Origin of the sequence: Halomonas salipaludis (assembly GCF_002286975.1) — a bacterium.
Classification (GTDB): Bacteria; Pseudomonadota; Gammaproteobacteria; order Pseudomonadales; family Halomonadaceae; genus Franzmannia; species Franzmannia salipaludis.
Window position 1 is genome coordinate 21,073 of record NZ_NSKB01000018.1, and the last position, 10,568, is coordinate 31,640.

Sequence of the window (10,568 nt, forward strand, 5' to 3'; positions counted from 1 at the left end):
AGTAGCGAATCGTCGCTTACTCCCCTGCCGCCATGGCTTCCAACTCCATCCACCGCTCCATGGCGGCATCCAGCTCGTCCTGGGTTGCCGCCAGCGCCTCTAGGGTGGCGGTGACATCGGCGGCATCACCCTGGTAGAAGGCGGGATCCCCCACCTTGGCCTCGAAAGCCGCCACGGCATTTTCCAGCCGCTCGATCTCGGCCGGTAGGTTGTCCAGCTCACGCTGCAGCTTGTAGGAGAGCTTGACCGCCTTGCTGGCAGCAGGACTCGGCGACACGTCGGCGGCAGGCGCCTGAACCTCGCGCTTGGCCTCATGGCTGCCCTTGGCGGCGTCGAAATCCCATGGCGCCGGCGGCAGCCTGCCGCCCTGGCGCACCCAGTCGCTGTAACCGCCGACGTATTCGCGCACGATGCCGTTACCCTCGAAGGCCAGCACCCCGGTCACCACGTTGTCCATAAAGGTCCGGTCGTGGGAGACCAGCAGCAGGGTCCCGTCGAAGTCGAGCAGCAGTTCCTCGAGCAGCTCGAGGGTCTCGACGTCGAGATCGTTGGTCGGTTCGTCGAGCACCAGCACGTTGGCCGGCTGGGTGAACAGCTTGGCCAGCAGCAGCCGGTTGGACTCGCCGCCGGAGAGCGCCTTGACTGGCTGACGGGCGCGCTCGGGGGTGAACAGGAAGTCCTGCAGATAACTGATGACGTGCTTGTCCTTGCCGCCGACGCTGACTCGGTCGCTGCCCTGGGCGACGTTGTCGTAGACGCTCTTATGCGGCTCGAGCCCGGCGCGCAGCTGGTCGAAATAGGCGACCTTGATATTGGTACCCATCTTGACCTCGCCCTGGCTTGGCGCGAGCTCACCGAGCAGGATCTTGAGCAGCGTGGTCTTACCGGCGCCGTTGCGGCCGATCAGGCCGATACGGTCGCCGCGCTGGATCTCCAGGCTGAGGTCCTGGATCACCCAGTCGTCGCCGAAGTGCTGGCTGACGCCCTTGAGCTCGACCACCCGCTTGCCGCTGCGCTCGCCGCTGTCCACCGTCAGCGAGGCATTGCCCTGGCGCTCGCGACGCTGGCTGCGCTCGCGGCGCATCTGCTCCAGCGCCCGCACCCGCCCCTCGTTGCGGGTGCGTCGTGCCTTGATGCCCTGGCGAATCCACGACTCTTCCTGGGCCAGTTTCTTGTCGAACTCGGCGTTTTCGCGCGCCTCGATCTCCAGTTCGTGCTGCTTGCGTGCCTGGTACTCGGCATAGTTGCCGGGATAGCGCCCCAGGCGGCCGCGGTCGAGCTCGAGGATCGCCGTGGCCAAGCGCGACAGGAAGGTACGGTCGTGGGTAATGAACAGCACCGCGCCGCCGAAGGCGAGCAACTGCTCCTCGAGCCAGGCAATGGTGTCGAGGTCGAGATGGTTGGTAGGCTCGTCGAGCAGCAGCAGGTCGGGCTCGGCGACCAGCGCCCGGGCCAGCGCCACGCGCCGCCGCCAGCCGCCGGAGAGTGCCTCCATCGGACTGTCGGCGGGTAGCCCCAGACGCGTCAGCACGGTATCGATGCGCTGATGGAAGGACCAGCCGTCGATCGCCTCGAGCTGGGTCTGCAGCGTCGCCATGCGCTTCATGTCGGGATCCGGGTCCTCGACCAGATGGTGATACTCGGCGAGCAGCCCACCCGCCTCGGGCAGGCCCTGGGCGACCACGTCGAAGATCGTCTCGCCGGAGGCGTTCGGCAGGTCCTGGGCCAGCACGCCGATCTTGAGCCCCGGCGCACGCCAGATGCTGCCGCCGTCGGCCTGGATCTCAGCGTTGATCAGCTTGAGCAGCGTTGACTTGCCGGTGCCGTTACGGCCCACCAGCGCCAGTCGCTCGCCTTTCTCTAGGACCAGGTCGGCGCCGTCGAGCAGCACGTGGTTGCCATAGGCGAGTTGCAGCTGTTCCAGTCGTAGCAGGGTCACGCGTTTACCACCTCGTTTGCATGCGCTAAAGGCGCCTAGTGTAACCCATGCCCGCCTCGGCGTGGTCGCCACTACCACCTAGCAGGTACAATGCGCCCTCGATTTAGCAAGGGAGGGCTGGCGTGGCCGAGCCGAGCGACACTTTCGACGATTTTCTGCCCGAGGCACTGCAGCGGGTCAGCCCTGCCCCGCTGGTAGATATCGGCGCCAACCTCACTCATGCGAGCTTCACCCATGACCTCGACGCCGTGCTGCGCCGCGCCTGGGCAGCCAACGTCGGCGAACTGATTCTCACCGGCACCGACCGCGAGCACGCCGCTCAGGCCATCGAGCTGGCGCGTCGCCACGTCGGCCGCGCTCCCAGCCTGTATGCCACCGCTGGCGTGCACCCCCACGATGCCAGCCAGTGGGGCAGCGCCCTGGAGGCCGACATGCGCGAGCTGCACCGCCAGCCCGAGGTGGTCGCGGTGGGCGAATGCGGTCTCGACTTCAACCGCAACTTCTCCACCCCCGCCGAGCAGGAGCATGCCTTCGAGGCCCAGCTGGGCCTGGCCGTGGAGAGCGGCCTGCCACTGTTCATCCACGAGCGCGATGCCGGCAGCCGCATGCTGGAGATCCTCAAGGCCTGGCGTGACGATATTTCTCAGGCAGTCGTGCACTGTTTCACCGGCGAGCGCGCGACGCTCTATGGCTACCTGGACCTCGACCTGCATATCGGCCTGACCGGCTGGATCTGCGACGAGCGCCGCGGCCATCACCTGCGCGAGCTGGTCGGCGAGATACCCGCCAATCGGCTGATGCTGGAGACCGACTGCCCCTACCTGCTGCCGCGCCATTTACCTGCCAAACTCAAGGGACGGCGCCACGAGCCGGCCCTGCTGCCGTGGATCGCCGCCGAGATCGCTCACTGGCGCGGCGACGACGAGGCCAGCCTGGCCGCAGCCACCAGCAGTACGGCTCGACGTTTCTTTGGCCTCAACGCGCTCCACGAGGAGACCTGACATGGACGATTTTCCCGGCTTCATTGCCGTCGAGACCGGTGAGGATGGCGGCCTGCCGCTGGCCATTGCCTGGGCGCTGGCCGATGGACAGGTCAAGCACACTCTGATCCAGCCCGACGACGACTGGCTCAACGACGAGCTGATCTCGCTCGGCGACTACAGCCTCGAGGAGCTCGAGAACCTCGGCGTCAGCCCACTGGACGTGATCCGCGAGCTGGAGAACGACCACTTCAGCGCCACCCTCTACACCGCCGGCGTCAGCGACGACGAGGCCGCGCTGTCGCGTCTGTTCGATGTCTTCGGCCTCGACCCCTTCGTCGAGCTGGCCCCCGCCGAGTCGCTATATGCCGATCTCGGCCCCGGCGAGTGGGCTCGCGCGCGCAGCGAGCTATTCGGCGAGCTGGGCATGGAGCCAATGCGCCCCGAGCAGGAGGTACAGGTAATGCTGGCACTGCATCAGCGCCTGGCGGAGGAGAGTTGAGGTAGGAGTGACGTCAGGTTGGGTGGCGCCGGCATGGCAACGCTGCGCGCTGCATCGCGAATGAAGTCGCTCCTACAAAGAAAGGTGGCGCCAAAGCCAATGTGAGAGAGACTTCAGTCTCGATGGGGTTGGTCTAGCCCGGCAGCGCTGCGCGCTGCATCGCGACTGAAGTCGCTCCCACAGGGAGTGGCGCCAAGGCAAAAGTGGGAGTGGCGCCAAGGCAAAAGTGGGAGTGGCGCCAAGGCAAAAGTGGGAGTGGCGCCAAGGCAAAAGTGGGAGAGACTTCAGTCTCGATGGGGTTGGTCTAGCCGGGCAGCGCTGCGCGCTGCATCGCGACTGAAGTCGCTCCTACATGGGGGGCGGCGCCAAGGCAAAAGTGGGAGTGGCGCCAAGGCAAAAGTGGGAGTGACTTTAGTCACGATAGGGTTGCTCTACCCCGGCAGCGCTGCGCGCTGCGTCGCGACTGAAGTCGCTCCCACAGGGAGTGGCGCCAAGGCAAAAGTGGGAGTGACTTTAGTCACGATAGGGTTGCTCTACCCCGGCAGCGCTGCGCGCTGCGTCGCGACTGAAGTCGCTCCCACAGGGAGTGGTGCCAAGGCCAATGTGGGAGAGACTTCAGTCTCGATGGAGTTGGTCTAGCCGGGCAGCGCTGCGCGCTGCGTCGCGACTGAAGTCGCTCCCACAGGGAGTGGTGCCAAGGCCAATGTGGGAGAGACTTCAGTCACGATGGGGTTGGTCTGGCATGGCAGCGCTGCGCGCTGCATCGCGACTGAAGTCGCTCCCACAGGGAGTGGCGCCAAGGCAAAAGTGGGAGTGACTTTAGTCACGATGGGGTTGCTCTACCCCGGCAGCGCTGCGCGCTGCATCGCGACTGAAGTCGCTCCCACAGGGAGTGGCGCCAAGGCAAAAGTGGGAGTGACTTTAGTCACGATGGGGTTGGTCTAGCCCGGCAGCGCTGCGCGCTGCATCGCGAATGAATTCGCTCCTACATCTGGGTGCAAGAGCGATGGCCGCCTCAAGCGAGTATCCGTGGTGATAATAGGCTCTCAACGCAGCCACCAGCGCAGCCGCTCGTGACGGCAACCCCTCCTCGCGGTAGCGCGCGGCGCGGGCCTCGACGCGGCGCTGAAAGGCATCGCGGTCCACTTCCACCTCACCCAGGTTGTCGACGCTGACGTTGAAAGGGTGTCCACAGGCCTCGGCCAACAGCAGCTCCAGCGCCTGGGGCGCCACCTCGGCATTCTCGAAGGCTTGCTGCTGTTCGGCATCGCGGCCGTCGGGCAGGTACCAGTAGCCGTAATCCTCCAACCGGCGACGCCGCGCCCCGGCAATGCACCAGTGGCTGATCTCATGCAGCGCACTGGCATAAAAACCGCGCGCAAAGATGACCCGATGGTGGTCGCAACGCTCATCCGCCGGCAGATAGAGCGGCTCATCGCCACCGCGCACCAGGCGAGTACGGTAGTCGGGCATGAACAGCCCGTCGAACAGCGCAATGATATCGTCCAACCGGTGGGTCACGAGGGTCTCCGCTTGGTTATTCACGTTGCGCAGTATAAAGCCCCAGCAGGCGGGCGGAAATCCCTATGCCTTGCTAGACTATCAGGCCCGGACAAATCTGACCAAGCAGTCAGGCTTCACTCCAGGGTGATCGTAGTTGCCTCTAAGCGAAGGACGCCGAGGACAGGCCGAAGAGGAGGTTTGCGCCATGGGATGGGGTCACAGCGCCTCCTCGCAGGGCTGTCGACGGATCAGTCCCGAGCGGTGCTTGCTATCTGCGATAGCCCTGGGCCTTATTCGGGCACCGGGATCGGGTGCCCGGTACATTCGAGAAGGAGTATTCCCCCTTGGTGCAGTTCCGCTCTTCGCTGCTGACACGCTCGCGCACCGAAACCCGCCTGCTGATGCGCCTGGCGCTACCGATCTGCGGCGCCCAACTGGCCCAGGCCGGCATGGGCGTCACCGACGTGATGATGACCGGCCGCCTGAGCGCCGCCGACCTGGCGGCGGTCTCGGTGGGATCAAGCCTGTGGTTGCCGCTGATGCTGTTCATGACCGGCACCCTGATGGGGTTGACGCCGATCGTCGCCCAACTGCTGGGCGGCGGTAACGTCGAGCGGATTCACCCCAACGTCCATCAGGCGCTGTGGGTGGCCCTGGCGCTCGGCCTGATCGCCGCGCTGCTGCTGTGGTTCACGGTGATGCCGATCTTCCGACTGATGAACGTCCCCGAGAACGTCGCCGAGCTGTCTGCCGCCTACCTGTCGGCAGTCGCCTTTGGGATGCCCGGCGTGGCGCTGTTCCAGGCGCTGCGGGCCTTTTCCGATGGCATGAACCATACCCGCCCTTCGCTGTGGATCAGCCTGGTTGGCCTGGCCGTCAACGTGCCCGCCAACTACCTGCTGATCTACGGCGGCGACGGCCTGGTGGCGCTGTTCGGCCCGAACCTGGCGGGGCCGCTGGCCAGCTTCCCGGCTCTCGGCGCCTGGGGCTGCGGCATCGCTACCGGGCTGTCGATGTGGGTGATGAGCCTGGCCATGCTGCTGTATACACGGCGTTCACGGGCCTATGCGCCGGTCACGTTATGGCACTCTCCAACACCGCCGCGCCGCGCCATGATCGGCGAGCTGCTCTACGTCGGGGTGCCGATCGGCGTGGCGATCTTCGTCGAGGTCACCCTGTTCACGCTGATCGCACTGTTCATCGCCAGCTTCGGCGAGGTGGTGGTGGCCGGCCACCAGGTGGCACTCAACTTCACCTCGATCCTGTTCATGCTGCCACTCTCGCTGGGCATGGCACTGACGGTGCGGGTCGGCAATACCCTCGGCGCCGGCAAGCCAGAGCTGACCCGCTTCGTGGCCTGGAACGGTATCGTGGTGTGCGTACTGATCGCCGGTATCAATAACCTGATTCTGTGGTTCGCCTCGGAACCCGTGATCGCGCTTTACACTCACAATGTCGAGGTCCAGCAGTTGGCGCTGTCGCTGATCGTGCTGGCGATGATCTATCAGGTCTCCGATGCGCTACAGATCAACATGGCCGGCGCGCTGCGCGGCTACAAGGATACCCGCATCATCATGGCCATCACCCTGGTGTCATATTGGCTGGTGGGCCTGCTGGGTGGCCACTGGCTGGGTACCCGCGGCCTCGGCGCCTGGCTCGATCCGCTGGGAATCTACGGCTACTGGATCGGGTTGGTGCTGGGCCTCACGGTGGCGGCAGTGCTACTGGGGCTACGCCTGGATCGGATCAGCAAGGCGGTGAGAGATGGACGATGGCAGATTCCTCGCAGCTGACGCCCTGCGCCTTGCGCGCCGAGGAGCACTCATCGCAGGGCTCGGCATCATGCTTGCCGCCTGCGGCAGCAGCGACGCCGACGACCTGCTCGGCGACTATCAGCAGCGGCTGGCAGAGGCCCTCGAGGTCGACGCCCCCGAGCCGCAGCCGCCGGCCAATATCGGAGCCTTCCCCGACCAGAATCAACGCCTGTTCGACATTCCCGACCTGCGCGAGAGCCTGCTCAACGTCTACGCGCTGCGTGAGTGTCAGATCACCTCGCTGGTCGCCGAGCGCAACAATCAGCTGGGCCGGGTCGCCGTCCCCAGCCAGCGCTGGCTGTATGAGCTGGAACTATGGCGTCTGCTGCATGCCTGCTCGGGCTCGGAGGTAGCGGACAACCTCGCCGACGCCGACCGCGAGCGTCTGATCCGCCTCACCGAGACCAAGACCGAGCATCTGCCCTGGGCCACCTGGAACGCCCTGTTTGGCTCCAGTGAATGGGTCGGCAACTTTTCGCGAGCCAGCCGCCCGCTGCCAGTCACACCAGAGATCGATATCGACGCCCACCTGGCGGCCCTCGACTATCTGCATGACTCGGTCCAGCACCAGTTCGACCCCGACTGGCAGCCCAGTGGCTCGACACTCGCCGACCACTTGCAGGTACTCAGCCGCGAACCGCTCACCGCCCGCGTGCTGCGCAGCCTGATGCTCACCAGTCAGCGCCTCGAGGAGAGCAATCGCCTGCTCGCCGATGCCCTCGAGAACCCGGCAACCTGCCGCCAGCTCGACGACTTCAACGGCAGCGCGCTGCGCAGTGACGTCAGCGACTACCTGACTCGCTTGGATGACGTGGCGGAGCGCTGGTTGACGGCGGTCAACGCCCTGTTCGATATCCATCCGGTATCGCGCCCGGCCCTCGAACATTACCGCGAGGTATGGCTTGCAGACGTCGCCGCCAATGGTAACGATACGCCCCCCTGGCCGCGTTATACTCATGCACTGGCGACTCATCGAGCGCTGCTCGAGCGCTGGTCGGCGCAGTGTGCGTTGACCCAGCAACGTCAGGAAGATGGCACGCGGGGTTAACTTTACGCACAGGACTGTGCTAATAGTGAATTCAGGCCGTTCCACTGCCGTTATAACGCGCTCAAGGAGGGTAATCATGGGAATCCCACTGTCCCCCCGTCCTGCCCAGGTCATCGACCTGGAGGTCATGCGACAACGGCTGCACGCCAAGCGTCGCCTGGTGCGCCTGGCGCCCGAACTGGATGGCCTCGAGATGCTCTATCATCTCGCCTCCGATCCGGACACGCTGTATGGCATGCCGCTGCTGGCCTGGGGCCTGCGAGACGATGGCGAGGTCGTAGGACTGGTACCGTGGATGGAGGCGCTGACGCCCTGCCAGCAGCTGGACGACCCCGAATATGGGCACTTCGTCGGATTTCGCGATCCCGAAACCGAAGAGATTTTTACCCATCCACCGGAGCACAAGCAGTACGAGCTCGAGCATGCCGCGGCCTACTTCGACTACGAAGAAACCGATGCCTCGACGCTGATTCAGCAGCTACCGGACACCCAGGGCACCCATGCGCTGTGCATGGATGAGGACGGTCAGCCGTGGCAGCTCAAACAGGTATTCGGCTGGCGCCTCTATAGTGACGGTCAGGTCGAGGCATTGCTGGTCGACGAGGACAAGGTCGAGTCGACCCCTGTGCTGCCCGGCGATGCCTGCCTATACCCCGGGCATAGCCGACATCGGATGGTGTATTTCTTTCAGCGCGTTATCGCCAATCGCATCAAGGACGAGGATCCCACGACCCTCGAGGCCTTGGCCCTGATGGTGGCACGCTAACCGGCGGCAGCGCCTGGTGCTGACGCTTAACCGAGCCGCACGTAATAGAGGAAATCGCCATCGCTCACTTCACGCTGGACGAGCAGCTCATGACCAAGGAAGCTGCAGAACTTGGGAATGTCGCGGGTCGTGGCGGGGTCGCTGGCGATTACCTTGAGGACCTGCCCAGCCTGCATATCACGCACGCGGTTATGCATCATCATGATCGGCTCGGGGCAATAAAGGCCGGTGGTATCCAGTTCTACGTCGTGGCTGGGCAGGTCGTCGACTTGGTCGGCCATGGTCGTTCTCGTATCCTCTCGGGTAGATGAGTCAGCAGGTGAATGGAGCAGTTACATGATCAAGATCGTCATCGAGCGCCGTATCATGCCCGGCCTCGAAGAGGAGTACGAGCAAGCGGCCCGGGAGGCCATGCGGGCATCGGTCAGTGCGCGCGGCTTCATCGCTGGTGAAAGCCTCTGCGAACGCCATCATCCCGAGCGGCGCCTGCTGATCACCCAGTGGCGCGACCTCAGCGCCTGGAAAGACTGGTTGCACAGCAGCGAGCGTGAGCGCGTCATGCAGCGCGTAAAGCCGCTACTCGCCGACGAGGAGCATATCCGCGTCTACGAGCATCGCTGAGTGATTCAGTTCAGCAGCCGCACATGCACCGTGACCTCTTCCCGGTCATGATACAGCTGTCGGCAGCGAATCTCAGCCGTCACGTTGGCCTCCTCGAGTGAGGCCGCCAAACGCCCCAGGCAGCGCTGCACTTCCGCCCAGCGCTGCTTCATCGGCAGTTTGAGATTGAACACCGCTTCGCGACACCAGCGTCGCACCAGCCAGCGCTCGATCATCTCGGTCACCCTCACCGGCTTGTCGACGATGTCGCAGACCAGCCAGTCGAGGCGATTGGGCGGCTCCCATACGAACCCATCCTCGCGCAGATGATCGACCTGCCCGGTAGCCATCAGCCCCTTGTCCATCGGGCCGTTGTCGATGGCATAGACGTACATGCCCTTGCGCACCAGTTGATAGGTCCAGCCACCGGGTGCCGCGCCGAGGTCGGCCGCCTGCATGCTGTCATTGAGGCGCGCCTCCCATTCGTCGCGCGGCACGAAGACGTGCCATGCCTCCTCGAGCTTCAGTGTCGAACGGCTGGGCGCCTCTCGGGGGGAGCGCAAGCGCAGGATACCGCCGGGATGCTCACTGCGGTTGTTAGGGAAGCTCATTCCCAGCTGCACGCTATCGCCGGCCGTCCACCACAAGTGCAGGCGCCTGCCACCGGCCTTGCGACGCAGCGCCCCACGCTTCTTCAGCGCCGATTCAAGTGGCCGCGCCAATGCCTTGGCCAAACCGCTCAGCGCCTTGCCGTCATTGGTATCCGGGGTCTCCTGCCACAGCGACTCGAAGTTCCAGCCGCTGGCCACGACTTGCTCGACGATCGGCGTCAGGCGATCCTCACGTGCCATCCCCGTTAGTGGAGGAAGCGCCACCAGGCTTTGACGAGCAAATACCAGCGAGGCCAGCGGCACATCGCGATGCAGGCCGTTGACTGCCTCGTCGCCAGCCACCACGAAGCACACATAGCCGCTACCCGCTTCGGCCTCGGCGTGGCCGTCCCAGCCCGCCTGCCCCGCCTTGTCCTGGATCTCGGCGCACAGATCCGACTCGAAGCCGGGACGACAGTAGAGCAACAAGTGCTGGGGAATCACGATCACCTCCTGTTGAAGGCAGGCAGTCTATCCGGCCGCCAGGCCCGCCTCAAGGAGGAGATCCAAAAACGAGAAAACCCCAAGCACTTGCGTACTCGGGGTTTCTTCGAAATAAGTGCCTGACGATGACATATCTCGCATGGGGGTGAGACCGCCCAGCCCTTCGCGGCACCGCCGCGAGGGCGGTCGAACGCCCCGAGCTGGCGAGGGGCCGGCCCGCGAAGCGGCCCCACATATAAAGAGCCGGGTTTCCCCATGCCCATGAAAAAACCCCAGCCTCTTCCGAAGCTGGGGTTTTGGTATAAGTGCCTGACGATGACCT

10 protein-coding genes are annotated in these 10,568 nt (G+C 64.7%); 6 read left to right on the top strand and 4 right to left on the bottom strand.

The genetic code is table 11. The annotated features are described in order from the left end of the window. Positions 1 to 16: 16 nt before the first annotated feature. Complete coding sequence (locus CK498_RS24925; protein ID WP_095623548.1) at positions 17 to 1,939, bottom strand: ATP-binding cassette domain-containing protein; 1,923 nt, start codon at positions 1,937 to 1,939, stop codon at positions 17 to 19. Positions 1,940 to 2,061: 122 nt separating this feature from the next. Between CK498_RS24925 and CK498_RS24930 the strand changes: the two genes are divergently transcribed. Both CK498_RS24930 and CK498_RS24935 read left to right on the top strand, forming a co-directional pair. Then, entirely contained in the window at positions 2,062 to 2,940 is an 879-nt protein-coding gene (locus tag CK498_RS24930) for a TatD family hydrolase (protein WP_095623549.1), read from the top strand. Position 2,941: 1 nt separating this feature from the next. Beyond that, positions 2,942 to 3,421 carry a hypothetical protein gene (locus tag CK498_RS24935; RefSeq protein ID WP_095623550.1) on the top strand — a complete coding sequence of 160 codons (480 nt, stop codon included), beginning with the start codon at positions 2,942 to 2,944 and terminating at the stop codon, positions 3,419 to 3,421. A 921-nt stretch (positions 3,422 to 4,342) separates the two neighbouring features. Here the strand turns inward: CK498_RS24935 and CK498_RS24940 are convergent. After that, on the bottom strand, positions 4,343 to 4,942 hold the full coding sequence (locus CK498_RS24940; RefSeq protein ID WP_095623551.1) for an elongation factor P hydroxylase: 600 nt from the start codon (positions 4,940 to 4,942) through the stop codon (positions 4,343 to 4,345). A 383-nt stretch (positions 4,943 to 5,325) separates the two neighbouring features. Here CK498_RS24940 and CK498_RS24945 point away from each other — a divergent pair, with 383 nt between their 5' ends. The 3 genes from CK498_RS24945 (at position 5,326) to CK498_RS24955 (ending at position 8,552) form a co-directional block, all read left to right on the top strand. Further along, positions 5,326 to 6,717, top strand: a complete 1,392-nt coding sequence (locus CK498_RS24945) for an MATE family efflux transporter (RefSeq protein ID WP_095623557.1) — start codon at positions 5,326 to 5,328, stop codon at positions 6,715 to 6,717. Continuing rightward, on the top strand, positions 6,689 to 7,786 hold the full coding sequence (locus CK498_RS24950; RefSeq protein WP_095623552.1) for a DUF3080 family protein: 1,098 nt from the start codon (positions 6,689 to 6,691) through the stop codon (positions 7,784 to 7,786). The genes CK498_RS24945 and CK498_RS24950 overlap by 29 nt, the downstream gene beginning before the upstream one ends. 76 nt (positions 7,787 to 7,862) lie before the next feature. Further along, on the top strand, positions 7,863 to 8,552 hold the full coding sequence (locus CK498_RS24955) for a hypothetical protein (protein ID WP_095623553.1): 690 nt from the start codon (positions 7,863 to 7,865) through the stop codon (positions 8,550 to 8,552). Positions 8,553 to 8,578: 26 nt separating this feature from the next. On the opposite strand, the gene tusA is transcribed toward CK498_RS24955, so the two are convergent. Beyond that, positions 8,579 to 8,833: a sulfurtransferase TusA gene (tusA, locus tag CK498_RS24960; RefSeq protein ID WP_095623554.1), complete on the bottom strand. Its 255-nt coding sequence runs from the start codon at positions 8,831 to 8,833 to the stop codon at positions 8,579 to 8,581. Between the two features lie 55 nt (positions 8,834 to 8,888). Between tusA and CK498_RS24965 the strand changes: the two genes are divergently transcribed. Continuing rightward, a complete protein-coding gene (locus tag CK498_RS24965) occupies positions 8,889 to 9,173 on the top strand; it encodes an antibiotic biosynthesis monooxygenase family protein (RefSeq protein WP_076747345.1) in 285 nt (94 codons plus the stop codon). A 5-nt stretch (positions 9,174 to 9,178) separates the two neighbouring features. On the opposite strand, the gene rlmM is transcribed toward CK498_RS24965, so the two are convergent. After that, on the bottom strand, positions 9,179 to 10,252 hold the full coding sequence (gene rlmM / locus CK498_RS24970) for a 23S rRNA (cytidine(2498)-2'-O)-methyltransferase RlmM (protein ID WP_407645917.1): 1,074 nt from the start codon (positions 10,250 to 10,252) through the stop codon (positions 9,179 to 9,181). Between the last annotated feature and the right edge of the window lie 316 nt (positions 10,253 to 10,568).

Bases quoted from the DNA above. Each gene is read 5' to 3' on its own strand.
- CK498_RS24935 (WP_095623550.1), top strand. From the start codon at position 2,942: ATGGACGATTTTCCCGGCTTCATTGCCGTCGAGACCGGTGAGGATGGC.
- CK498_RS24945 (WP_095623557.1), top strand. From the start codon at position 5,326: ATGCGCCTGGCGCTACCGATCTGCGGCGCCCAACTGGCCCAGGCCGGC.
- CK498_RS24950 (WP_095623552.1), top strand. From the start codon at position 6,689: ATGGACGATGGCAGATTCCTCGCAGCTGACGCCCTGCGCCTTGCGCGC.
- CK498_RS24955 (WP_095623553.1), top strand. From the start codon at position 7,863: ATGGGAATCCCACTGTCCCCCCGTCCTGCCCAGGTCATCGACCTGGAG.
- tusA (WP_095623554.1), bottom strand. From the start codon at position 8,833: ATGGCCGACCAAGTCGACGACCTGCCCAGCCACGACGTAGAACTGGAT.
- CK498_RS24965 (WP_076747345.1), top strand. From the start codon at position 8,889: ATGATCAAGATCGTCATCGAGCGCCGTATCATGCCCGGCCTCGAAGAG.